The organism is Solibacillus sp. FSL K6-1781 (assembly GCF_038630735.1).
Lineage (GTDB): Bacteria > Bacillota > Bacilli > Bacillales_A > Planococcaceae > Solibacillus > Solibacillus silvestris.
This window is the reverse complement of sequence record NZ_CP152038.1, coordinates 271,603-296,302: the sequence shown is the minus strand read 5'-3', so window position 1 is coordinate 296,302 and position 24,700 is coordinate 271,603. Positions and strand designations below refer to the sequence as shown.

At 41.2% G+C, this 24,700-nt stretch carries 22 protein-coding genes and 1 pseudogene; 1 reads left to right on the top strand and 22 read right to left on the bottom strand.

Going from position 1 to position 24,700, the window contains the following annotated elements; translation table 11 throughout:
• Window positions 1–256: 256 nt before the first annotated feature.
• The 4 genes and pseudogenes from MHH37_RS01455 to MHH37_RS01440 all read right to left on the bottom strand — a co-directional run bounded on the left by MHH37_RS01455 (window position 257) and on the right by MHH37_RS01440 (window position 5,521).
• Window positions 257–1,228: an agmatinase family protein gene (locus MHH37_RS01455; protein ID WP_342574701.1), complete on the bottom strand. Its 972-nt coding sequence runs from the start codon at window positions 1,226–1,228 to the stop codon at window positions 257–259.
• On the bottom strand, window positions 1,225–2,454 hold the full coding sequence (hutI, locus tag MHH37_RS01450) for an imidazolonepropionase (protein WP_231918741.1): 1,230 nt from the start codon (window positions 2,452–2,454) through the stop codon (window positions 1,225–1,227). Before hutI ends, MHH37_RS01455 begins: the two co-directional genes overlap by 4 nt.
• Window positions 2,455–2,499: 45 nt before the next feature.
• On the bottom strand, window positions 2,500–4,161 hold the full coding sequence (gene hutU / locus MHH37_RS01445) for a urocanate hydratase (protein ID WP_008407985.1): 1,662 nt from the start codon (window positions 4,159–4,161) through the stop codon (window positions 2,500–2,502).
• A gap of 25 nt (window positions 4,162–4,186) precedes the next feature.
• Window positions 4,187–5,521 (bottom strand): annotated as a pseudogene (locus MHH37_RS01440) (YjiH family protein).
• Between the two features lie 157 nt (window positions 5,522–5,678).
• Here MHH37_RS01440 and MHH37_RS01435 point away from each other — a divergent pair.
• Entirely contained in the window at window positions 5,679–7,151 is a 1,473-nt protein-coding gene (locus tag MHH37_RS01435; RefSeq protein WP_342574700.1) for a response regulator transcription factor, read from the top strand.
• Window positions 7,152–7,438: 287 nt separating this feature from the next.
• Here MHH37_RS01435 and MHH37_RS01430 read toward each other — a convergent pair whose 3' ends face one another.
• From MHH37_RS01430 to MHH37_RS01345, 18 genes are all read right to left on the bottom strand, one after another.
• Window positions 7,439–8,284, bottom strand: a complete 846-nt coding sequence (locus tag MHH37_RS01430) for an aspartate/glutamate racemase family protein (protein WP_342574699.1) — start codon at window positions 8,282–8,284, stop codon at window positions 7,439–7,441.
• Window positions 8,281–9,660, bottom strand: a complete 1,380-nt coding sequence (locus tag MHH37_RS01425) for a flavocytochrome c (protein WP_342574698.1) — start codon at window positions 9,658–9,660, stop codon at window positions 8,281–8,283. Before MHH37_RS01425 ends, MHH37_RS01430 begins: the two co-directional genes overlap by 4 nt.
• Window positions 9,661–9,665: 5 nt before the next feature.
• Complete coding sequence (locus tag MHH37_RS01420) at window positions 9,666–10,112, bottom strand: heme-binding protein (protein WP_342574697.1); 447 nt, start codon at window positions 10,110–10,112, stop codon at window positions 9,666–9,668.
• A gap of 21 nt (window positions 10,113–10,133) precedes the next feature.
• A complete protein-coding gene (locus MHH37_RS01415) occupies window positions 10,134–10,868 on the bottom strand; it encodes an SDR family oxidoreductase (protein WP_008407977.1) in 735 nt (244 codons plus the stop codon).
• 10 nt (window positions 10,869–10,878) lie between these two features.
• Entirely contained in the window at window positions 10,879–12,297 is a 1,419-nt protein-coding gene (locus MHH37_RS01410) for an FAD-binding protein (protein ID WP_342574696.1), read from the bottom strand.
• Between the two features lie 22 nt (window positions 12,298–12,319).
• On the bottom strand, window positions 12,320–13,183 hold the full coding sequence (locus MHH37_RS01405) for an oxaloacetate decarboxylase (RefSeq protein ID WP_087617076.1): 864 nt from the start codon (window positions 13,181–13,183) through the stop codon (window positions 12,320–12,322).
• 14 nt (window positions 13,184–13,197) lie between these two features.
• A complete protein-coding gene (locus MHH37_RS01400; protein ID WP_342574694.1) occupies window positions 13,198–13,983 on the bottom strand; it encodes an FAD synthetase family protein in 786 nt (261 codons plus the stop codon).
• 56 nt (window positions 13,984–14,039) lie between these two features.
• Entirely contained in the window at window positions 14,040–14,990 is a 951-nt protein-coding gene (locus MHH37_RS01395) for a VOC family protein (protein ID WP_342574692.1), read from the bottom strand.
• A gap of 132 nt (window positions 14,991–15,122) precedes the next feature.
• Complete coding sequence (locus tag MHH37_RS01390; protein WP_342574690.1) at window positions 15,123–16,073, bottom strand: SMP-30/gluconolactonase/LRE family protein; 951 nt, start codon at window positions 16,071–16,073, stop codon at window positions 15,123–15,125.
• Window positions 16,074–16,159: 86 nt separating this feature from the next.
• Entirely contained in the window at window positions 16,160–17,455 is a 1,296-nt protein-coding gene (locus MHH37_RS01385; RefSeq protein ID WP_342574689.1) for a TRAP transporter large permease, read from the bottom strand.
• A gap of 2 nt (window positions 17,456–17,457) precedes the next feature.
• Entirely contained in the window at window positions 17,458–17,970 is a 513-nt protein-coding gene (locus MHH37_RS01380) for a TRAP transporter small permease subunit (protein WP_251690484.1), read from the bottom strand.
• A 69-nt stretch (window positions 17,971–18,039) separates the two neighbouring features.
• Window positions 18,040–19,098, bottom strand: coding sequence for a TRAP transporter substrate-binding protein DctP (gene dctP / locus MHH37_RS01375; RefSeq protein WP_342574685.1), 1,059 nt, complete (start codon window positions 19,096–19,098; stop codon window positions 18,040–18,042).
• Window positions 19,099–19,124: 26 nt separating this feature from the next.
• Window positions 19,125–20,120, bottom strand: a complete 996-nt coding sequence (gene dmpG / locus MHH37_RS01370; protein WP_342574684.1) for a 4-hydroxy-2-oxovalerate aldolase — start codon at window positions 20,118–20,120, stop codon at window positions 19,125–19,127.
• Window positions 20,117–21,004, bottom strand: a complete 888-nt coding sequence (locus tag MHH37_RS01365; RefSeq protein WP_342574683.1) for an acetaldehyde dehydrogenase (acetylating) — start codon at window positions 21,002–21,004, stop codon at window positions 20,117–20,119. The genes dmpG and MHH37_RS01365 overlap by 4 nt, the downstream gene beginning before the upstream one ends.
• A gap of 17 nt (window positions 21,005–21,021) precedes the next feature.
• Entirely contained in the window at window positions 21,022–21,792 is a 771-nt protein-coding gene (locus MHH37_RS01360; protein WP_342574681.1) for a 2-keto-4-pentenoate hydratase, read from the bottom strand.
• A gap of 14 nt (window positions 21,793–21,806) precedes the next feature.
• Window positions 21,807–22,283: a flavin reductase family protein gene (locus MHH37_RS01355; protein WP_179946262.1), complete on the bottom strand. Its 477-nt coding sequence runs from the start codon at window positions 22,281–22,283 to the stop codon at window positions 21,807–21,809.
• Window positions 22,284–22,353: 70 nt separating this feature from the next.
• A complete protein-coding gene (locus tag MHH37_RS01350; protein WP_008407963.1) occupies window positions 22,354–23,307 on the bottom strand; it encodes a VOC family protein in 954 nt (317 codons plus the stop codon).
• A gap of 178 nt (window positions 23,308–23,485) precedes the next feature.
• Window positions 23,486–24,694 (bottom strand): acyl-CoA dehydrogenase family protein, encoded by a 1,209-nt coding sequence (locus MHH37_RS01345; RefSeq protein ID WP_342574679.1) that lies wholly within the window; start codon window positions 24,692–24,694, stop codon window positions 23,486–23,488.
• Window positions 24,695–24,700 lie beyond the last annotated feature (6 nt).

Here is a 24,700-nt window from a genome sequence, read left to right as displayed (position 1 = left end):
GGCAGTTAGCTTTTTATTAGAAAAAAGCGGAATATATTAGAAAACTGGTGGACGATATTTGAAACTTTGAACCATATATTTGAAAATCGGGGATCAATATTAGAAAATCCGTATGCTTTATTAGAAAATAACCATTTTATTCGACACTTGAGCACGGATATAGAAAGAATCGCAAACTTATTAGAAAACTCGAGCCTTCCTTAATAAAAAATGGACCGTTCGAAAAGCGTGTAAACTTTTCAAACAGCCCAATATATTACTTCTTCAAATGAACATACCTCGACACCATCATTGTTAAAAATGCGTACACTCCGGCTTTTACCGTCTGCAGTTCCTTCGTATCACGATGCGGGTCAACACAGACGAAATCCATACCCTTTACGATGTCGTATTTCCCCACTTCATACAACAAATCAAATAGCTCATCTGTCCGCATGCCACCTGGTGTAGAGGCAGGGACTCCCGGTGCATATGCAATATCAAGTACATCCATATCTACTGTCACATACACTACATCTACTTTTTTGGAAAGCTCCTCCATTACATTTGCTATTACCGACTCCGCGCCACGACGACGGAAATCTTTTAATGTAATGCGGTTTACACCATAATGATCTGCAGCACGTATGAGACTCGGGGCATTATAAAAACCATGCAGCCCGATGTTGTACACATCTTCGCCCCGCACTACCCCGGCATCAAGCAGCTGGCGGATTGGCGTGCCGTTTGTCGGACCATCCGATTCCGTTGCCCGCAAATCCAGATGGGTATCGAACTGCAAAATACCGATTCGTTGCCCGGAAGAATTGGCAAATGCTCTCACAACTGGAGCAGTAATCGAATGATCTCCGCCAATCTGTACATAGAAGCTTTCCGGACAACCATTCAATATATCTGTCATCGCCTGTTCGATATTGTCATGACATTGCAAAATATTCGTCCCGTGCATTTTCACATCGCCGACATCGGCAATCCGAAGTGCTCGAATATCTACATCTTCATCAATTGAATACGTTGTGAACAGATTCCAGCTCTTGCGGAAAAAATCCGGATATTCCGAAGCTGCTGAAGCACTGATCGACGAGCGGGACAGTGGGACCCCGGTAATGACCACATCAAAGGATTCCGAAAGCTCCCCATAACTTGGTTCTATCCAGTCTTTTACCTTCATGTCTTCAGATTCCACTCGATTCCAAGTAGTTGCCGAACTTACAAGAAACTCGCTCACAGTAAGCTGCCACCTTTCACAACGACATCTCCTGCTTTAATTACAGTATCTGTATGATTCATTCCGTAAAAATATTGAAGTTGCTTATAATTCGGGACGTCTAAAATCAGTACATCGGCCTGTTTACCCTTTTCTAGTGTACCGACTTCATCTGCTCGTTTTATCGCATGAGCAGCATTGATCGTTGTTGCACAAAGCACTTCTTCCATCGTCATTCCCATGTTCATGCACGCCAAATTTTGAATGAACGGCAAGCTGATTGTCGGCGAAGAACCCGGATTAAAGTCAGTTGAAATAGCTACAGGTACACCACTATCAACCATGAGGCGACCTCTTGCATACGGTGCGCGTAAAAAGAATGCGGTTCCCGGCAAGAGTACTGCAATTGTCCCTGCCTTTGCCATTGCAGCAATCCCTTCATCCGATGCAACGAGTAAATGCTCTGCGGAGATGGCACCGACTTCTGCAGCGAGTTCCGCCCCTTCATATGGCTCGATTTCATCTGCATGGATTTTCGGTGTCAGTCCGTATGCTTTGCCTGCTTCCAAAATAAGACGGGATTGTGCAGGTGTGAACACTCCTTTTTCGCAAAAGACATCATTGAATTCTGCTAGCCCTAACTCCGCCACTTTTGGAATCATCTGCTCTATGATAATTTTCACGAATTCATCTTCATTGCCTTTATATTCTTTCGGAACGGCATGTGCGCCCATAAAAGTCGAGACAATATCCACCGCATGTTCTTCCTGCAGTTTTTTCACAACATACAGCTGTTTGATTTCGTTTTCAAGATCAAGACCATAGCCCGATTTTGCTTCAACCGTTGTAACGCCGTGGCGCAAAAACTCGTTTAAGTGTTGAACGGTTTTATTGTATAAACCATCAAAACTCGCTTCACGTGTTTTTGTCGTTGTATAGTGAATCCCGCCACCTTCATTCATAATATCCATATAGGACCTTCCGGCAAGACGCATATTCAGCTCATGTTCACGTGTTCCCCCATGCACTAAATGTGTATGGCAGTCAACAAGTCCAGGCATCACAATCTTCCCTCGTGCATCAATCACTTCTGCACTACCCACTAGATGCGGATATTCCTGTTTTATTTCATCAAGAGGCGCAATCATTGCGATGCGATCTCCTTCGATTAGTACACTTACCTCTGTTTTCAGGCCGAGCTCGCTCATCTGCTCACGACGGCGAGGTAATTTTATATCACTTTCCATTGTTAATACTTCATTTGCATTGTTTATTAAAATAGCCAAAGTTCATCATCCTTTTAGCATCGGCATATTGATACCTTTTTCTTTTGCTGTGCGAACTGCAATGTCGTAGCCTGCATCGGCATGGCGTACAACCCCCATACCCGGGTCTGAAATAAGCACGCGATTGATTTTTTCTGCTGCTAGCTTTGTGCCGTCAGCAACAAGTACTTGGCCGGCATGTTGGGAATACCCCATTCCTACACCGCCACCATGATGAATGCTCACCCAGCTCGCACCGCCTGCTGTATTGACGAGCGCATTCAATAACGGCCAGTCTGATACAGCATCTGATCCGTCCTGCATCCCCTCTGTTTCACGGTTTGGTGAAGCGACTGATCCGGAGTCCAAATGGTCACGGCCGAATACAATCGGCGCTTTCAATTCACCGTTTGCAACCATCTCGTTCACTCTTAGTGCAAATCGGTGGCGGTCACCATACCCCAGCCAGCAAATACGGGCAGGTAATCCTTGCCATTTCACCATTTTCTGTGCCATATCAATCCAGTTTACTAATGCTGTGTCTTCAGCAAACATTTCTTTTGCCAAAGCATCTGTTTTGTAAATATCCTCCGGGTCACCTGACAGTGCTGCCCAGCGGAACGGTCCTTTTCCTTCACAGAATAACGGGCGGATATATGCCGGTACAAATCCCGGGAAGTCAAAAGCGTTTTCCACACCCATTTCCTTTGCATAGGCGCGGATATTGTTTCCGTAATCGAATGTTTCCGCTCCTGCCTGCTGGAATTCAAGCATTGTTCGTACATGCTCTGCCATCGTTTCCTTTGCACGGCGTTCATATGTTTTCACATCGGTTTTGCGCAATTGAAGTGCTTCTTCCAACGTCATCCCATTTGGAATATAGCCGTTAATCGGGTCGTGGGCAGATGTCTGGTCTGTAACAAAATCCGGAATCAAACCACGATTCAACAGCTCGCGGTTAATATCCGCACAGTTTCCTACTAAACCAATTGACGCAGGTTCTTTAGCAGCCGTTAACTTATTTACAAGTTGTACCGCTTCATCTACTGTTTCGACAAGATAATCACAGTAGCCTTCATTTATTTTTCGTTCGATTCGTGCACGGTCCACTTCAACAACTAAAATGACTGCACCCGCCATTTTTCCTGCTAATGGCTGGGCACCACTCATGCCACCCATACCACCAGTTAGTATCCACTTACCACGAAGGTCGGCTGTTCCAAACTTCTTTTTCCCTGCTTCCACAAAACTTAAATATGTTCCTTGGAGAATTCCCTGTGCTCCAATATAAATCCAGGAGCCTGCCGTCATTTGCCCGTACATCATTAAGTTGCGTTCTTCCAGTTCATAGAAATGGTCCCAGTTCGCCCAGCCAGGCACTAAGTTTGAGTTGGCGATCAGCACGCGCGGTGCATTTTCATGTGTTCTAAATACTGCGACCGGTTTACCTGACTGCACAATCATCGTTTCATCATTTTCCAGTTCTTTTAATGTCGCAATCAGCTTTTCGTAGCTTTCCCAATCACGTGCCGCCTTCCCGATGCCTCCATATACAACTAGCTCATCCGGATTTTCCGCTACTTCCGGATCTAAATTGTTCATCAGCATGCGCATTGCCGCTTCCTGTGTCCACCCTTTACATGAAAGCTCAGAACCACGTGGTGCACGGATGTTTGTTTTATATACCATAAAAAATCTCTCCTTTAATTTGAAGTTAGAATAATATAAATGCTATTGGTGTAACGAAAATGAGTGTTAAGACAACTCTCTCAAACCAGATAATGATCATTTGGCGAATTGATAACGGGATGTCTGTCGATAAAATAACCGGAATGACAGCTGAGAAGAATAAAATAGCTGAAATCGAAACGACGGCTACAATAAACTTCGTTACAAGAACCGCCTCCGTTAAAATCATTGCCGGTAAAAACATTTCCGCAATCGATAATGACAATGCTTTGGCCGTCAGCATCGGATCCGGAATTTGAAGTAAATACGTAAATGGTGCAAAAATATAGGCCAACCAATCAAATAGCGGTGTATAAATTGCCAATACCATTCCTAATAAACCAATCGATAATATGGAAGGAATAACACCCATCGCCATAATAAAGCCGTCTTTTAAATGAATGTATAAGTTTCTAGATAAAGACGGGTTTGATTTTGTTGCTTCAACCGCTTCTGCCCATGCCACTTTTAGACGGTCATTTTTTATAATCTTTTCAGGCTGAGGAGTTGAACCTTCATATTATTCATCTTTAATTTTATTTAACGGATAAATTCGGGCTGTAATCGCTGTAACGACGAATGTCACAACTAATGTCACCCAGAAAAATAAGTTCCAGTATTCCATTAAACCGAGTGTTTTCGCAACGACTACCATAAAAGTAGCTGACACTGTAGAAAAGCCTGTCGCAATAATGGCTGATTCTCTCGCTGTATATTTCCCTTCCTTATACACACGGTTCGTCAATATTAAGCCGACCGAATAGCTGCCAACAAATGAAGCTACGGCATCGACTGCTGAGCGGCCAGGTGTTTTGAAAATCGGTTTCATTACCGGCTGCATGAACACCCCTATAAATTCAAGCAAGCCATAGCAAACGAGCAATGCTAAGAAAACCGACCCAATCGGAATGACCAACCCTACCGGCTTAATAAGTTTTTCTAATAAAAATGGACCGATATCCGGATTAAACAACCAGGCAGGACCAAATCCAAAAATAAGCATTACCCCAGCAACTAGTCCGCCTAATTTAAAAATGGACAGCACCATGTTAACTTTTGAAGTCTTCCACTTCTTCGTGACAAATGGATAAAATGCTCCGAGTACTAAAAGAATCAACACATACCCGTTTACTAATGCTGGTGTGAATGTTGTGAATGCACTTACGATATGGTCGATTAAAATCGACGTTTTTCCATTCCATTCAAATGTAATAAAAAAACTAAAAATTCCGATTAAACTGCAAATCACCATTTTAATAAAAATGCTCATTTCAAACTGTCCAATTTTCGGCAGTTCATGTTCTTCCTGATACTTTGTCATTCAACCACCCCTTTGTTATTTTCAGTTTAATTTTCTTTCAATTCCGAATAAATAGAATAAAAACATCAATTATAGTAATATTTGAATAAAGTAAACTTATTTTGAATGATTTTTAGAATTTATATATTAAATAGTAATTATTAAAGGTGGTGTTCGATTGAAAATCTTAATTGTTGAGCGGGATTTTGAGGAAATTTCAGGAATTGAGTGGTATTTAAAAAACTACTTTATGCGGGAAATTGAAGTAATTGGCGTAATAGATGGCAGTAGAATAATAGAAGCATTTGAAGAAGCGAGGCCGGAAGTACTTCTTATTGAAATGGAACTTGTTTCTCCTTCTATAGAGCAATTTTTACTAAAGCAGGCGATTCCTGTTATCGGAATAACAGCGGAACCTATTTTTCAGCAAGCAATGAAAGCAATCCGCTTAAAGGCAATCGATCTTTTTGTGAAGCCTGTTCCATTGGAGCAGCTAAAGTCTGCATTACTGAAAATCCCTTCGACTAAGCGGGCAGAAAATTCAAGCAGTACCATTCCAGTCGAAATGCAATTATATTCGGATTTGTTTTTAAATAAGCCTGGGAATTTCTCATTAAATGGTAAGTCTTTCTTTTTAATTGAGTGTGCAGACTACGAGCATAACTTAATGCTTTATGAATGGCTTATTGAATTGCCTATTTTTCATAATCTGTTAGCCCTGCCGCTGCAAAACCGTGTGATTTGTATTGCTGAAATCGATGTTTTTACCAATCTATTCAGGCAGCTTAGAATCATGAGCCAGGAATGGGAGAAATTTAGCGGTGAATCGCTGAATATTGCTGTTTATGACGGCGAGGAGACAACTTTGCTGACAATGTATCAGGCATGTAAAAAAAAATTGGCTCAGCGCTTTTATAAAGGGTATTCCCATATTTTTAAAAGCTCACAAACACTTCATGTGACAAGGCTTGATCCGCTTTTAACCCCTGAAGAACAGCAGCTTTGGATTACGAGTCTTGAAAACGGTGATTTAAAAGCAATTAAGACTTTTTTATATATGCTGACAACAAGTTCTACCTATTATCATCAGGATGATGTGCGTATCCATTTGACGAGTATTTTAGCGCAAATTCGCCGGTTTATGATGAAGTATCACCTGCAGCAGCAAGCAAAGATCGAACAGCAATACCGCGCACTGTTCCATTTTATATTAGAGCATCCGATTTTATATGCGATTGTACAGGAGTTTATTTTATTTACACAGCGGTTGATCGATGCGCGGAAAAATTTACAGCTACAGCAAATTGCTGACTATACGGAGTTGGCTGTCGAAATAATTGAGCGGGACTATAAAAATGCTGAGCTGACATTACAGCATGCAGCGAATAAATTAAATATAAGCACCAACTATTTGAGCAATGTATTTTCAAAAAAACGAGGTATTCCGTTCCGGAAATATTTACAGCAGTACCGCGTACAGCAAGCCGAAAAGCTATTAATAGAAACGAGTTTAGGAATAGGGACAATCGCGGAAATGGTCGGTTTCACGGACAGCAATTACTTCACTAAAGTATTTCGGGAATACTATCAGTTAACCCCCTACCGCTACCGTCTGCAGGTGAGGAAAACAGTCGGCTCAGCCAAAAATTGATTTCCATCCCGGGGACACTTTCCGGGGGCGTGGCGTGGTCACAAAAGCGTTGCCACAGGACGTGGCGCTTTTAGCTTTTGTTCCTAAGTCTCAGGCGTCACGCTTATCCCCAAGGAGTCGCCCCTCCATTCCAATCAATTTTAATATCCGTTTCTTACTTACAGTTTTTTTTCTTTATTCAATCAGTTTTTTCTTTCTCCCTCATACAAAAAGAAATCAATCCTTATAGCAATTGATTTCTCCGGTTTTCAATAATTTAATTGAATACTATTGAGAAATAAAAGAATTTATACAGACGCCGTAGCGCGGACAGATAGCCCAAAATCCATGTCGGCTGCTGCTTGTTTCAAGTTATAATAGTCTCTTAACTTTTCAACAATTTCCGTTGGGGGTTTTTCGTTGTAATAGCCTACACGTGTCACCGTCATACCGCTTATCTTCTGCAGATCAACAAGCGATTCACACATTTTAATTCCTGTACCAAAAGAATCGATAATCGGGACATTGCCGACATGGTGAATATGATGGGTTGCCAGGAAAATATTCATCGGCCCTTCACCAGGAATAATAACATCCGCACCTTGCGCAATTGCAGTTTCAGCAGCTGCAATAAATTTATCGATAATTGGCTGAGGATTTTTATAGCCTTCCATAATATCGTAGAAGCCGATGTCCGCCTGTACGATCGGTCCAAGCTTTTGTGATAACCCGTATTGCTGTGCATTAAAGCGCAGCTGATCGGCTAACGGTGCTAGGAAATTAACAATCCCTATTTTTGATCCAAGCATTGATGCCATATGCATCGACGCTTGACCGTAACCGATCACCGGGATATCAACAAGCGCACGTGCCTCGATTAAGCCAACGTCCGGAATCGTACCAATAAACACTGCATCATAACCCGCCTTTTCCGCGATTAATGCATTGCGGATAAACTGCTCCTTATGCAGGCTTTGTAAATAGTTGTACGTAATATAGTGACCGGGATAATTTTCCGGGTACGTATCATTCGTCATACCGTGAAGGACGACATCTACATCCGGACGCGCAATTTTTAAAATATGCTGAATGACCGCATCGCGATATTCCGGAATATCTTCAATTGATGTTAAGCTTTGGTGCCAAATTTTCATTTAAGTACCTCCTGCTTTTTGGCTTGTATTGCTGTTCTTGCAGCTATACGGCCGAAAATTGCGGCTTTTCCTAAAGAACTGCCCGTCATATAACCTGCTCCGTGGAAACCTCCGACCATTTCGCCGGCTGCATATAAACCTTCGATTGGTTCACCGAATGGATTGAGCACATGTGTATGTTCATCAACTTGGACACCTGCATACGTAGCAAGCATCGCTGTTGCAGTGTCCATTATATAAAACGGAGCTGTTTCGATTGCCGTTGGTGTACCGAATTTATGTGTGAGCGATGTACGGCCAAATGCTGTATCCTGCCCTTTTTTCACATCGGAATTATACGTGGAAATCGTTTGCTGTAGCACGTCTACCGGTAGACCTGCTTTCTCTGCTAACTGTTCAATTGTGTCAAAGCTTTCAATTAAACCTTCTCTGTAAAGTAAATCAAAATCATAAAGTGCATCATTTGCGACACCTTTGTCCATGATTGTCTGGTCCCATACTTGATATGTCCGGCAATTCGGTTGTTGTAGTGCTGCATCACCAAGCAGCTTATACGAAATGGATTCATTCACGAAGCGCTTACCGAGCTCGTTCACAATGATGCCGCCTTTATAAAACGTATGGGCCTGACGTTTCTTATCATTTGTCGATGTTGGGTGGAAGCCGTATGTGCCCTTCAAATAAGTAAAATCTTCGAGCCATGCACCTGCCGAAGCAGCAAGTTTAATCCCGTCGCCTTTATTACCCGCCCCACCGAGACGAACCGTATTCGCTAACTGCGGAGCAAATTGTGCCAGCAGCTCTTCACTTTGAGAAAAACCGCCCGCTGTTAACAGGACACCATAATCCGTAGTAAGTTCGATCTGTTCACCGTTCTCTTCGTATACAACACCAACTACTTGCTCATTATTTTTTACTAAACGTACAACGGGTGTATTGGTTTTAATTATTACGCCATTTGCTTCAGCATTTGCACGTAATTGGCCAATTGCCTGGCTAGGAATGATCGTATGTCCGCGCGGGTTGGAATGTCCGCTTACAGCTTGGCATGTTTGGAATTGGACACCCTGTTCGACAAGCCAGTTGTATGTAGCAAGCTGATGTTTACCGTATGCTTCAATGAGTGTACGTTTGTTTTTATATTGACCTACAGCAAGGAAATCTTCCATTAAGCTTTCTGTCGTATCTTCAATACCGAGCTTCTTTTGAAAATCCGTCTCGGCAAAGGCCATAAAACAGCCGCTTAATAAGGAACTGCCGCCAAGTTCAGCTTGTTTTTCCAGGACGATGACCTTTGCGCCAGCAGCAGAAGCCTCCACTGCCGCACAAAGTCCTGCCATACCCGCACCAACAATTATAAGATGGTCACGGCTCATCCGCACTACGCCTCCTTAACTGTTTCGGCCAATAGTTCAAGAGCGGCTTCACAAACTTGCATATCATGTGTATAGTGACCGCCGCTTACACCGATTCCTCCGATGCATTCACCATTTAATTGAATTGGATAACCCCCTCCGAAAATAATGAGGCGATTTGTATGAACAAGACCTTCCATTAGTGGCGGATCATCTTTTAAACGGTCGTACCATTCATGTGTAGCACGATTATATGCTGCCGCCGAGAATGCTTTATTTTGTGCAATTTCCAACGCTAATACCGGTGCACCGTCCATAGCTGAAAATGCTTTTAAATTTCCGGCTTTGTCCACGATTGAAATTGCGAACTTCATGCCTAGCTCTTTCCCTTTTTCCTCTGCTTTCTCTAACATTTTCTTCGCTAAATCTAAAGTCACTGTGTTTTGCTGGAATGAGTACGTTAATTCTGTCATTTTAATATCCCCTTTTAATTGTTATTTAGCTAATCCAACTGGTGCACCGAATCCGAATGCCTCTACTGAAGTGGCAGTAATCGCGCGGCTCTTCGGCAGTACAAGATCCACGATGACATTGGCAATATCAATGGCATCCAACCAGCCGTCTTTATTCAAGTTTGCTCCAAGTTCATTGGTCATCTGTGTATCAACCGGGCCTGGGCAAACGGCATTTACTCGTATACCGTATGGCTTTAACTCTTCACCCAATGCTTTTGAAAAACCGATTACCGCATGTTTGGACGAGATGTAGGCACTACGGTTCGGACCACCTTTCGTCCCCCATATTGAAGAAATATTGATGATCGCACCTGTACGTCTTTCAATCATCGAAGGAACCGTTTCATAGCAGAAGTAATAAGGGCCATGTACATTAATATCGTGCATTTTGATCCATTCTTCGGGCGTCGTTTCCGTAAATGGCTTTAATGCCATCGCTCCTGCATTATTGATTAAAATATCGATTGGTCCAAGCTCCTTTGCGACAACTGCTACAGCTTCCTGGACTTGTGCATAATCCGAAACATCGCATTTAATTCCGATTGATGGGACATTATATTTTGTTTCAATCAGCTGCTGCACTTCTGCGCACTCTTGTTCATTACGCGCACAAACAGCAACTTTCGCTCCTTTTGAAGCTAGTAATAAGGCAGATTCTTTGCCGATTCCCCGACCGCCGCCTGTCACAAGCGCTACTTTACCTAGTAATTCCATATGAACCTCCCTATTGATACGACTTTTCCTTTTCCCCGATATACCGCACTGCATCATGCCCTGCACGGCGACCGAAGACTAAACAACGCAGTACCGATGTACCACCCGGATATTTGCCGTAATAGACACCAGAAGTTTCACCTACAGCATATAGACCAGGAATCGCTACTTCATCACCTGTTATGACACGCCCATTTAAATCTGTAGCTAACCCACCATTCGTAAATACGTTGCAGCAAATAATCGGATACGCAATAAACGGACCTTCGTTAATCGGAATAGACCAGTTCGATTTGTTTAATGCCAAGCCAGTTGTTGCAAGCCCATCGACCCGGTTGTAGATAAATTCACCTGTCGGGCAAGCTGCATTAAATTCATCAATTGTGTGCTTTAAGTTTTCTGCATTCACACCGATCTGATTTGCGATATCTTCAATCGTTTCTCCGACGATTGCCGGAATATCGGTTTGCAGTGCCTCTTCATAATTCGGGATGTTATACATTTTTTGATCGGTAATCATGTAAGCAATATGGTCTTCACATTCGTAAAAAATTTTGCGTGCTACTTCTTCATACTGTTCATCAATTGTTGTAACCCCTTCATCTGTAAAGCGTTTCCCCTGCTTATTCACGAGGATGGCATACGGGAACAACATGACGCCCGCTTCTTCGCGTTTACTGCGCGGGTCTACTGTTTCAGCATGGAAAGCATCAAACTGCCCTTTTCCAGCAGCACCGATATTTAACGCCATGCGAATTGCCTCGCCTTTATTAAACAGGCCACCTTCAGAGACCGGCGGAATTTTATGTGCATCCCGTCCGATATACTGTGCCATCATTTCCTTATTTCCTTGGAAACCGCCTGCACCTAAAATGACTGCATTTGTTTTCAGAACGATAGATGTCCCGTCAGCCATACGTACTTTGATGCCATTGATCGCCCCATCACCATCGAGCGTTAAATCCCATGCTGTTGTTTCATAAATGATTTCCACACCTAAAGCACGTGCTCGTAAAGTGAGGGCATCGATAATGGCACGTCCTCCACCAACCGGTAACAGGCGCGGTTTGGATGCAGTCAAAAACATTGTGGGAAGAAAATCAAAATCAACACCTTTCGACTCTACCCAACGTAATGTTTCTCCCGCTTCATCACGTAATGTTTCGGCATATGCACGATCCATAAATGAATCAGAAAATGTGACCATATCTTCAACGATGCCATCTGCCGGCTTATCGATATTTTCCATTCGCATATATGCAGCCGTCCAGCGTGTATTTCCACCACGCTGTTCAAAAGGTGCACGCTCTAAAATAGCAATCGTTAAGTTTTCATTTTGTTCCTTCGCTTGTTCAGCTGCAGCTAATGCAGACGCTGTTCCAGCTGCACCGCAACCAACAATGACTAAATCATAGTCCACTCCACTCATATCCACACCATCTTTCTGAATATTAAGAATATTGTTTTTCCAGTTGTTGAATTTCTTTTAACTTAAACAATTCTTGGCGTTGTTCCCATGTGCAAATGACATCATGAATGTTTTCCTGACTTTCATCCCGCATTAAAATTTGCATTGCATCGGTAGCACCTTTAATCGCACCGCGTAAAGCCGAGTTGGCACACAGCATAATCTGGAAGCCTAAATTTTGCGCTTCCTGACGTGATACTAAAGGCGTTTTACCACCTTCTACAAGATTAATAATATGCGGGATACCAGGTACCTCTTTTGTAATACGGGACAATTGCTCATACGTAGTTGGCGCTTCCACAAAAATTGCATGTGCACCTGCCTCTTTATAAGCATTTGCTCGTTCAATTGCTTCATCGAAACCAAGGACACCTAACGCATCCGTACGTGCAATGATCGCTAGCTGATCATCTGTACGTGCATCAAGAGCAGCTTTAATTTTGCCGACCATTTCATCCTTTGATATTACTTCTTTCCCGTTGAAATGACCGCATTTTTTCGGCATGACCTGGTCTTCAATCTGCAATGCAGCTGCACCCGCTTTTTCAAGTACCTTTACTGTTCGCTGCATGTTGATGGCGTTGCCGAAGCCTGTATCGGCATCAACGACAATCGGAACCGTTGTCACTTCACTCATCCAGGAAACAACCTGGGCGATTTCCGTTAAAGTCGTCAGTCCGACATCCGCCCAGCCAAGCTGCGCATTTGAAATGCCGGCTCCTGTTGCATAAATGGCTTTAAATCCGGTTTCTTCGATAATGCGGGCCGTCATTGCATCAAAGGCGCCCGGTAATATAAATGTGTCTTTACTTGCTAATAACTGTTGAAACATCTCTGTTTTTTTCAAGTTTAACCAGCCTCTCAACTAATTTCTTGGTATTTTTGGGTTGCGCGTTGATGAAAGTAAATCGAACAATCATCAATATTTAAATCATGGTAAAAAATAATGTCCTCGGTATTCTTCACATACACTTTTTGCGAGATAGCGCGCTTGCCGGCTAAAATCGTGACGTAGTATTCTCCGCATTGAGGAAGTGTATAGTAATCATGCAGACCGTTTTTCACCGAGTACTGGACGCTGTACGGCTTTCCTAATAACGCTGTTACTTCTTCGACATAGCCCCGTTTCAATTTTTCCCGAATGCATGTCGAGCTCACCTTTTTACCTGAAATGGAAAAACGCTTCACAATGTCGACTATAATTTTGCAGTCGCTGTCAGAGTGAATCGTAGCAGTCGTACCGGCTCCTTTAGCTCCGTACGTATAGTCAAAACCTGCTACAGCATACTGCACTTGAAGCCCCACTAAATATTGCTGTACAAATTGCTTCGGCTGAAGAGCAGCAAACGATTTCGTAAAATCCACAATATAGAACAGATCGACACCTAAGGACTGAAAGCGTTCGGCCTTTTTCTCCATCGGCATTAAATAGTCCACTTCTTCATTTGAAAAGACCGTTTTCGGATGGGGGAAAAAACTCATCACAGCCAATTTCAAGCCATTTTTCCGTGCTTTTTTTCGGGCTGCTAAAACCACTTCCTGATGGCCTTTATGCACACCATCAAAAAATCCTAATGCCATTACTGCCGGTTCGCTATTTTGCTGGACAATCGGTAGATTATTTTCATTTACGATAATTATTTTCAAGCTTCTTCACAACCTCTCTAAGATGGCGTAATTTAGTGGTTTATGCTCTTTATGCCTTACCTTGCTTCAATCGTAATATTGTTTAATTCTTTATCCTGCACACTGTCGCCCCAATATGTATTGCTTAAGGCACGTTCTTCCAATGTCCACTCAACCGGTTCCCAATCTGGTTCAAAAATCAGGTAACCCCCCGAAAATAATTCCACACGGCAACCACTTCCCGGATCCATTACATACAAATAGATCGCCTGAGATACACCGTGTTTACCTGGACCGATAAATGGTAGATTATTTTCTTTTAAAATATCTGCAGCACGTAAAATATCCTGTGTATCATCCAGCCAGTAAGAAATATGATGGAGTCGGGCTGGTGTTGGAAGCGTTTCCTTTTTTATCATCGCCACATCATGCACAAGTGGTGTCACACTCATCCAGCCGGCCAATATACCGTCATCGCCACGTACATATTCACGCATATTGAAACCGAGCACTTCCATTAAAAACTCATAGGATTCATCTACATCTGTCGTCGTATGAATGTTTACATGATCAAATCGACGAGGCGAAATCCCTTTATTCCATGATTTATATACTTGGTTTTTTAGAATCGAAGCTTTATCTGATGCAGCCTTAGATTTTTCAACCTCATAATAAAGTTCAAATGTATGTCCGCTTGGTAATTGAAAACGGATCGAATCACCGATGCCCGGTGTTGTGCCTTTTGGATATTCCTGAACAGCTATCCCTTGCTCGTCTAAAAGTTCTTTGAATCCTAGAACACAGTCAGCTGTTTTTGTACGCCAGCCAATATGCTTTACGTGAGCATTTTCACCGGCTTCAATGCTCAATGTATGGTGCTGGAAATCACTGTAAGCACGTAGATAGTGAACACCGTCAATTTCCGTTGTTTCTTCCAAACCAATAATCTCTTTAAAGAAAACTAATGACTTTTCCAAATCTGTTGACACTAAAGCAACATGGCCTAATTTAGCGATTTCTGGTGCCACTGTAATTCCCCCTCAAAATGATGGATATGAATAACTTCTTATTGTTTTCAATGTTACAAAATGTACTTTTTGATATCTAGGAAACTTTTATTCAGAAAAATCTAACTTTTAGTAAAAAATTATTGAATTTTACTAATCGTTTCCGCTGCTCGCCAACATAAACTCGTAAGGTAATACACCTGTCGTTTTTAACGGAAACTGCAGTAAATAGCCTGCTAACAGCTCTTCTTTTATACGCGCTTCCGGCAAAGATTCATAAGCTGTTGTTACAAATAAGTTGTCCAAATTTTTCCCGCCGATTGTGCAGGAAGTGACATGGGAGACGGGTATGATAAATTCTTCTTTGATCTGCTGGTCTTGTGGATTGATACATACCACACGGGTTTGTTCCTTACTTGTTTTTGCCATAAGACCGCTTTTAAATAATGTTACATACAAATTACCTTCACTATCGATCGTCATACCGGCCGGATATCCTTCGACAATTTTGAACGTGTAAACAACTTTTTCAAAAAGCAACTGTCCCCTTTCTGTTAATTCATATTGAAAGATTGCATGCTTCGACGAATCAATGTGATAAAATTTATTTGTTTTGCGATCCCATTCCAAACCATTTGATATCGCTACTTTCGATAGATGCGTCTGAATTTCGCCTTCTGCATCAACGGAAATTAATTTCGCATTTTCGAATGGATAGTTAGAAAATGCAGTTTGCGGTGTTTCTTTAAACTTTTTAAAAAAACCGTCTGAAGAGCCCACCCATAGTCGTCCATCTGGTCCACATTTAGAATCATTTAAAAAATGTAATTCAGACAGATCTGGCGGCAAAACAAACGGTTTTTTCAGGCCTAATTTAAAATTGATTAAATAGAGGCCGTCTTTATAAACTCCAATAAACTGACCATCTGCTGTCGGGATGATTGATTGAATCCAGCCCATTGCATCATACACATCTTCTTTTTCCGTTACCGGGTTGAAAGTTATGATTTTTTTATTCGCAATATCGAGCCAAACCACACCGTATGCCTGATGCCAGATTGGGCCATCTGCAAATTTCGCGCGGTATTTCCCACAAATCTTCATGCGCTCACCTTCTTTCTTTAGATATTTAATTATTTTCACTTAAAGAATCGTTGCCCTTTTGAATTATATTTGGTAATTCCCAATTATTAAGTTTCAATAATATTTGGCAACCATGTAACCAAACTTGGAAATAAAATAATAATTAAAACCAAAACTGCCATTAAGACTACGTAAGGTAGTGCTGCTTTTGACATTTGGATAATATCAAATTTATTTTTATGTTTTTCAGATACTTGCATCATAATAAATAGATTCATCCCTACTGGAGGTGTAATAACTGCTACCTCTAATAAAATAACTAAATAAATACCAAACCATACTAAATCAAATCCGTAACTTAACATGATTGGATACATAATTGGTGTAACAATCATTAAAATTGATACAACTTCCATGAACATCCCTAGTACAATTAGAAGTAAACTTAGAACTGCTAAAAATGCCCATTTATTTAAATTGATATCTTCAAAGAAAGTTTGAATCATTTGTGGGAGTTCAATAAGAGTAATTGAAAAACCAAATAACATTGCCCCACCCAAAATTAAACAGATCATTCCTGTATTTGTTGCTGCTGCTTTTAATACATCAATAAGCTCTTTCCATTTAACGGTACGGTAAACGAATACCGCTAAAAAAATACTAACTACACAAGATATACCAGCTGACTCAGTTACAGTGAAAATTCCTGAATAAATACCGCCAACAATAACTAAAGGAATTAAAAAAATCCATACAATTTCTCTTAAAGACCGAATACGTTCTGACATAGGTGCTTTTTCTTTTCGTGGTAACTTTCTTGCGTAAAACATAACATAGGCCAAAAATAGGACAACAATAATTAATGACGGAAAAGTTGCTCCAATAAATAAATCACTCGCTGACTGAGATGTCATAGCACTATATAAGATCATCGGTGTACTAGGTGGAATTAAAATCCCTAATGTCCCTGTCCCAGCCAATAAACCGTAAGCAAATTTTTTCGGATACCCAATTCGTATCATTTCCTCAGAAGCTAAGTAACCGAATGTTAAAAGCGTAGCTAAACTTGAACCTGACAATGAAGAGAAAAATGCGCAACAAATTATGGTCGCAATTGCAAGGCCCCCTGGTAAATGACCAAACCATTTATCTGCTGCCTTAAATGCCAAGCTACCAATACCACTTCTTATAATTATCTGCCCTGCTAAAATAAAAGACGGAATCGCTACAAGTAAACTACTGTTGAGCGCGTTGTATATTACTTGTGGCACCTGAATAGAAGCGACTTCCCCACCCATATTTATAAAGAGAATGGCTGCTCCCACTGTAATCAGTGTAAATGCGACAGGTAGACCTAAAAGTAATAATATTAGGAAGCATAAAATAATAATTAAATATTCCATATTTATTCACCTATTATCTCTTTGGATTCAGATTTCTTTTCTTCAAACCAAATAGCTAAAATATAACGGAAAATTGATAGCACAAAAACAGACCAACCAATTACAACGAATAATTGGGGAATCCATATAGGTACTTGGATAATAGATAAATCCTTTGTTTTCATCGTCCAAGAAGACCAAAACATATCGTAAGTAACTTTCGTAATGTATAGGAACAGTACTAAAGAAAATGTCATCAGTATCGTATCTAAAACTTTTGCTGCTTTTGGTGATAATTTACTCTGTAAAATGTCGACCCGAATATGTTCATTCATTTTCATTGTATAAGGAATAGTCAAAAAGGCAGCAGCTATAAACATATAGATTGACAATGGTTCAACCCAATATATTTTCAGATGTAATTCCCGTGCAATTATTCCCCACGTCACTATGAAACAAATACAGAAAATAAACAAACTTGCTAAAACAGCAGAAAAATCGATAATTGAGTCGATTACTTTTATTACTTTTTTCATCATATACCTCCAAACGAATTTCTAAGATGAATAAAATGCTACCTTATTTTTGTAAGGTAGCATTTATAATTATCGGCTTGCTTCGACTATGTCCACGATCTGTTGCCCTGCTTCTCCTGCATTGTTTAAATATTGCGCTTTTAAAGCATCAATAGCGTCTGAAAATTGCTCAAGATTTACTTCTTCATATTTCATTCCTTGCTCAGCAAGGAATGTTTTCGCTTCAACTGTTACTTTGTCATGACTTTCTATTAAAAAATCTTCCGTTTCTTTTGCTGCCTCTAAAATCACTTTTTGAGTTGCTTCATTTAAGGAATTCCACCATTTAGTATTTGCGCTTAGTAATACCAAACCTGGATTGAACGGTCCGCTATAATACTCTGTGTAATCAAAGTACTTCCAAGATTGGAAACCAGTAACGCCTGAAACTGAAGCATCAACCGTACCGCGTTGTAACGCTTGTGGTACATCAACAGCAGGTACTGATACAGGTGTTCCTCCAGAGAGCTCAACAAACTTTGCCATTAAAGGACCTGTTGTACGGATTTTTTTGTCAACAAAATCTTCAGGACTTACTAATGGATCCTTAATAGATGCGAAATATGAAAAATCGAAGTATGTCCAAATTAGTGGCTTTACATTAATTGTCGCTAATTGATCACTAACAATTTCACGAATTCCACTATTTAAAGCTTTTCGAAAATGCTCTGTATCTTTGTAAATTGGTAATGTGTTAAATTCCAATGCCGCGATGTTAGATGCCCATGTTTCCGCAACTGTTGCACCTAGCTCAACTTGACCACTTGAAATGGCGTTAGGTAGAGTTGCATCATTATATAACTGACCAGCCGGGAAAATTGTAATTTGAATTTTACCATCACTTTTTTTAGATACTAAGTCAGAAAATAACTCGTAACCTTCATATGTGAAAATATCAGGTGAATAAAAATGCGCTAATTTCGCCTTCACTTCTTGTACTTCGCCATTTGTATCTTCGGCTTTAGCTACAGTTGAAACTGTATTTTCACCCTCACCATTTAAGTTGTCCTCGTCATTTGAACATGCCACCAAAACAAGCATCAATAAGCAAAGTACAGCAAGTAACATAGAATATTTATTTTTCAGCATTTACTTCTCCTATTCTGATGGTTTCATTATTTCCGTAAACTCTGTGCCACTTCGTAAATTAAATCTTCCTGTCCGCCGACTGTTTTACGGCGTCCCAGCTCAACTAAAATATCGCGTTCATCAACACCGAATTGTTTGGAAGCTTTTTCTGTATGGAGTAAGAAGCTAGAATACACCCCTGCATATCCCATAATGAGGCTCGAACCTGATATTTCCTGCGGACGCGGTAAAATAGGTGCGACGATGTCATTTGCGACATCGATAATATTGTACAGATCAACCCCTGTTTGAATGCCCATACGCTGTAATACCGCAACTAATACTTCGGTTTGCGTATTGCCGCTGCCTGCCCCTAATGCACGTAATGATCCGTCAATATAAGTAGCGCCCGCTTCAATTGCCGCTAAAGAATTCGCCATCGCCAGCGACATATTATTATGGGCGTGGAAGCCGATTTCACAGCCGATATTTTCTTTCAATGCCCGAATGCGTTCCGTTACTTGATCTGGTAAAAGGTAACCTGCAGAATCCGTCACATACACGATTTCTGCACCGTAGCTTTCAAATAATTTAGCCTGCTCGACAATGACATTTGTCGGAGCCATATGCGCCATCATCAAAAATCCGGCAGTTTTCAGTCCCAATTCACGGCTATAGGCAATATGCTGTGCTGAAATATCCGCTTCTGTCACATGTGTTGCAACACGTGCCATTTTTGCGCCTGCATTCACGGCATTTTTTAAATCATCCTTAATTCCGATTCCGGGAATAAGTAAGACAGCTACTTTTGAATCGGTACACTCAGCGGCTGCGGCTTCGATTAACTTCAGTTCGTCTACAGCAGACAATCCGTACTGCAAGCTCGAGCCTCCTAAGCCATCACCATGTGCGACTTCAAAATACTCAACACCTGCCTGATTTAATCCTCTGGCAATATCTCGTACTTGTTGCTCGGAATATTGATGCTTCATGGAGTGACTGCCGTCTCGTAACGATACATCTAAAATATGAATGTCTCTCATCGCACAACCGCTCCTTGCGCTATTAGATTTTTGGCTAATTCATTTGCTACACGTGCAGCAGCTGCCGTCATAATGTCCAAATTTCCTGAATAAGGCGGGAAGAAATCGCCAATCCCTTCCACTTCTAATAGAACTGATACTTTATTGCCTTCAAAAATTGGTTCACCGCATAAACGATAGCCCGGGACGTATGTTTTTACTTCTTCAATCATCTCTTTTATAGAAACGCGGATTTCTTCTTCTTTCCCAGTCTCGGCTACGAGCGCATGGACGGTATCACGCATCATAATTGGTGGTTCTGCAGGATTTAAAATGATAATCGCTTTCCCTTTTTTCGCACCACCGACCACTTCGATTGCATTTGCCGTTGTCCGTGTAAATTCATCGATATTTGCGCGTGTTCCCGGGCCAGCACTTTTACTTGCGACCGTTGCGACGATTTCGGCATAGTCAACAGGCACAACACGGGAAATCGCTGCCACAACCGGAATCGTTGCCTGACCGCCGCACGTTACCATGTTGACATTGTCTTTTTCAAAGTGCTCACTCAAATTTACTGGCGGAACAGTGAATGGTCCTATTGCTGCCGGCGTTAAATCAATCATCTTTTTACCTGCAGCTTTAATTACCTCGTAGTTTTCTCTGTGAGCATAGGCACTCGTCGCATCAAAAACGATATCAACTAGATCTAACTGCGATTTAAATCCTTCAATACCATTTTCGATTGCTATATAGCCACGTTCACGTGCACGTGCCAAACCTTCCGACTGCGGATCAATACCAACCATGACCGCCATTTCCAGTGCATCACAACGCTCAATTTTATACATTAAATCCGTACCGATATTCCCTGAACCGATGATGCCTACTTTTAATTTCGTCAATTTGCTCACCTCAATCCTTAATCTGTAAATCGTACTTTTAGCTGTCCATACTTACCGAAATCAATTTCAAACTCGTCATTCACTTCGAAAAATACTGCTGCTGTAATTGCGCCTGCTAAAATGAATTGACCTGCTTTAAGTGAGATATCATATTCACTTAACATATTGGCAAGCCAGGCAATTGCTTTCGCTGGGTTCCCCATTACTGCGCTGCTCACACCTTGATCGATCACTTCGCCATTTTTCTTCACGACTATCGGAATGTTTGCGAGCTCTTCAAAAGATGGTAAATCAGATGGTGTGCCAATAATTGCCCCGGCAGAAGAACCATTATCCGCTACCGTATCTTCAAATTTAAATTTCCAGTCCATAATGCGACTATCGATGATTTCAATTGCTGGTGCAATCGCTTTTGTTGCTTGTAATACTTGTTCAACAGTCACATTCGGCCCTTTTAAATCTTCCTTTAACAAAAAAGCAATTTCAAACTCTACTTTCGGTTGAATAAATTGTGATTTCGAAATGATACTGTTATTTTCATATACCATCGTGCTCAAAATATGGCCAAAATCAGGTGTATCTACATTAAACATTTTTTGCATGACTTCGCTCGTTAATCCAACCTTCATGCCTACCAATTCAGCTTCCTTCAATTTCTCCTTAATTTGTAACAGCTGAATATGATAAGCGTCGTCAACTGAAATATCAGTTGACGACGTGAAAGGTTTAATTGGCTGTTTCGAACGTTCAGCAGTTAATAAGGCACTTGCAGCTTGTTGAATATCCAATTTGAATCCCCCTGTTATACAGTTATTGTTTCTAATGAACGGTATTTGCCCGCGTAGAATAATAATGGCTCTTTCGAATCATCTAGCTTAATATCCCGTACTTTGCCGATGAATAATGTGTGATCACCTTCGACATACTCCGATACAACATCACAGCTGATCTGTGCGATGGCCCCTTGTAAAACCGGTACCCCTGCTAAACGCTCGAAAGTTACCTCTACTACTTCATCTTTCTTTTGACCGGCAAAAACCATTGAATAATCTTGTTGATCTTCAGCTAAAATATTTACACCGAAAATGCCGCTCTCTTTAATTTTTGGCAGGCAGCGTGCCTTTTCTCCGATTGAAATTACAACCAGTTTCGGCTCTAAAGAAACAGACATGAATGCATTCGCTGTCATACCATGCTCTTGTTTATCGTGCTCTGTTGTAATGACGGTAACACCTGTCGCAAACTTCCCCATCGCATTTCTAAATAAACGATCATCCATCATAATGAAGCCTCCTCTTTGCAGATTATATTTTCACTTCGTAAACTATCCGCTTTGGTGCGAGACACTTTTACGCTTTAATTGTCGGGTTATTTTCAGGGTTATTGTCCATTTGATCGCCCCAATAAGTGAAACCTAAGCTCATCTCATCTAACGTCCAACGAATTGGCTCCCAATCCGGCTCGAAAATTAAATAGCCGTTTGTGAAGATTTCCAGACGAACTCCACTACCAGGGTCAATTGCATAAATGTACATTGCCTGTGAAATACCGTGTTTTCCTGGACCTTTAAACTCAATACCGTTTTCCTTTAAAATATCCGCTGCACGTAATAAATCCTGTGCATTATCCAGCCAGTATGAAATATGGTGTACTTCGTGTGTAGATGCGGAATGCGGATCAAAGCTAAATGCAATGTCGTGTACAAGTGGTGTTACACTTAACCATGCGCCTAAATAGCTGCCGTCCGGTGCTTCCACATATTCACGTAAGTTAAAGCCTAAGTGTTGTATCATAAAATCTGAAAATTCATTTGCCGGTATAGAGCTTAATAGATTCACATGGTCAATACGACGCGGTGATACTCCTCTATTCCATGATTTATGCGTCTGATTTTTTAATACAGAACGTGTTTCCGGTGCAGCTAATGTTTTTTCCATATCAAAATAGATTTCAAATGTATGTTTACTAGGAAGCTGGAATCGGAATGCTTTTCCTTGACCTCTTTCCGTACCTTCCTCTACCCAATTGATTTCGATTCCTTCTTTTTGCAGATTTTCAGCAAAAGCATCTACATCTTCAGGACGTTTTGTACGCCATGCAATATGATCAAGGCGAGACTCTTCACCAGCACGAAGTGTTAATGTATGGTGCTCGAAGTCACCCCATGCACGTAAATAGTGAACACCGTCTGCTTCTTCTGTTTCTTCAAGACCAATTACTTCTTTAAAAAACCAAAGTGATTTTTCTAAATCTGTACTTACTAAACCAAAGTGGCCGAGTTTTGAAATTTCCGGATTTGTCATAGTGCATTCCCCTTTTTTCATTATTAATTTATTTATCCCGCATTAACGGGTAGTAAGATTCCCGGCTTTAGACTTAAGCAGGGCGGAAAGGATAGACGGGAGATCAACTACCCGTAAAAGCCCGATTGGTTCAACTAACAATCAGTGGGGTGAAGCCCCCCCTGATTGAAGTTTCACTTTACGCGAAATACGTGTTTGGCTCAAGATCGACCATTAAACGTCCATGTGTTTCAAGTAAGCTTGACGGTGTAATGAATGCGTGTAAATGCATCGTAATAAAGTCGCGGTAAAACGCCTGGAATACGTTGCTATTGTAAGCAAATACCGAACCTGATCCCGCAAGCATCAAATCATATGCTTCCTTACATAATTGGTTGGCATAGCCGTACTGTGCCTTAATGCGAATACTTACTTTTTGCGTGAATTCCTTGCCGCTCGTTGAGTAATCGTCCAAAATTTTAATCGCATTTTCGAATAACGATCTTGCGCACTCCAACTTCAGATCGATTTCCGCTATTTGTAAATGTGTCAGCGGGGCATCTGACATTTTGTTGTAGAATGTATTGCCGATCCCTGCTTTATTCACACGTTCCATATGGACATCAAATCCGCCAAGAGCTGTGCCTAATACCGGTGCTGCAATTGATAATGTCAGTGACGGTACGAATGGTGTACGGTATAACGGATTGTCTTTTAATTCATCGATCATATAATGTCGCTGCTGAGCTAAGCGGTCTAATGAAATGCGGTGATCCGGGACAAACACTTCCTTAATGACAATACTGTTACTGCCGGACCCTTTTAAACCGACTACATCCCAGTCGTCCAAAACTGTAACATCCTCACGAGGTACGATTAAAATCGCCATTTCGATTCCGCCATTGCCATCGTCAACCGGTGCGCCACAGTAGAACCAGTCTGCATACGGAGCACCCGATACGAATGGCCACTGTGCGTCTTTGATGTAGTAACCACCATCAACTTTTTCAATATCGATACGAATCGGTTTGAAGTTACCTGCTAAAATCACATCATTATCACGGTTTGGTCCAAAGATTTCTGCTAGTGCTTTTTCGCCATATACATAGGAAATCATGTAATCGCGAATATTGCTTAACGCTGTGAACCACCCGGCAGAAGGGTTTCCGCGGCTGATTTCAGTCACGACATCAAAATAGTTTTGCATGCTTGTTTCATGTCCACCGAAAATTTTTGGACGTAAAACTTTCAATAGCCCTTTTTCACGCATTTCCTGAATAATTTCATCTGGAATTTGGCTGTTTTTATCAATTTCCAATGTTGCTTCACGTAATTTCGGTATGAGCTGGCGAGCGTTCTCAACAAGCATTTCGCTTACAGATAATGTACTTACTACTGTTTCTCCCATGATATA

Bases quoted from the DNA above. Each gene is read 5' to 3' on its own strand.
- MHH37_RS01385 (WP_342574689.1), bottom strand. From the start codon at position 17,455: ATGGAATATTTAATTATTATTTTATGCTTCCTAATATTATTACTTTTA.
- MHH37_RS01425 (WP_342574698.1), bottom strand. From the start codon at position 9,660: ATGAGCCGTGACCATCTTATAATTGTTGGTGCGGGTATGGCAGGACTT.
- hutU (WP_008407985.1), bottom strand. From the start codon at position 4,161: ATGGTATATAAAACAAACATCCGTGCACCACGTGGTTCTGAGCTTTCA.
- MHH37_RS01415 (WP_008407977.1), bottom strand. From the start codon at position 10,868: ATGGAATTACTAGGTAAAGTAGCGCTTGTGACAGGCGGCGGTCGGGGA.
- dctP (WP_342574685.1), bottom strand. From the start codon at position 19,098: ATGCTGAAAAATAAATATTCTATGTTACTTGCTGTACTTTGCTTATTG.
- MHH37_RS01355 (WP_179946262.1), bottom strand. From the start codon at position 22,283: ATGGATGATCGTTTATTTAGAAATGCGATGGGGAAGTTTGCGACAGGT.
- MHH37_RS01390 (WP_342574690.1), bottom strand. From the start codon at position 16,073: ATGAAGATTTGTGGGAAATACCGCGCGAAATTTGCAGATGGCCCAATC.
- MHH37_RS01420 (WP_342574697.1), bottom strand. From the start codon at position 10,112: ATGACAGAATTAACGTACTCATTCCAGCAAAACACAGTGACTTTAGAT.
- MHH37_RS01350 (WP_008407963.1), bottom strand. From the start codon at position 23,307: ATGACAAATCCGGAAATTTCAAAACTCGGCCACTTTGGTTTAGTAAGT.
- MHH37_RS01345 (WP_342574679.1), bottom strand. From the start codon at position 24,694: ATGGGAGAAACAGTAGTAAGTACATTATCTGTAAGCGAAATGCTTGTT.
- dmpG (WP_342574684.1), bottom strand. From the start codon at position 20,120: ATGAGAGACATTCATATTTTAGATGTATCGTTACGAGACGGCAGTCAC.
- MHH37_RS01430 (WP_342574699.1), bottom strand. From the start codon at position 8,284: ATGAAAATTTGGCACCAAAGCTTAACATCAATTGAAGATATTCCGGAA.
- MHH37_RS01380 (WP_251690484.1), bottom strand. From the start codon at position 17,970: ATGAAAAAAGTAATAAAAGTAATCGACTCAATTATCGATTTTTCTGCT.
- hutI (WP_231918741.1), bottom strand. From the start codon at position 2,454: ATGGAAAGTGATATAAAATTACCTCGCCGTCGTGAGCAGATGAGCGAG.
- MHH37_RS01410 (WP_342574696.1), bottom strand. From the start codon at position 12,297: ATGAGTGGAGTGGACTATGATTTAGTCATTGTTGGTTGCGGTGCAGCT.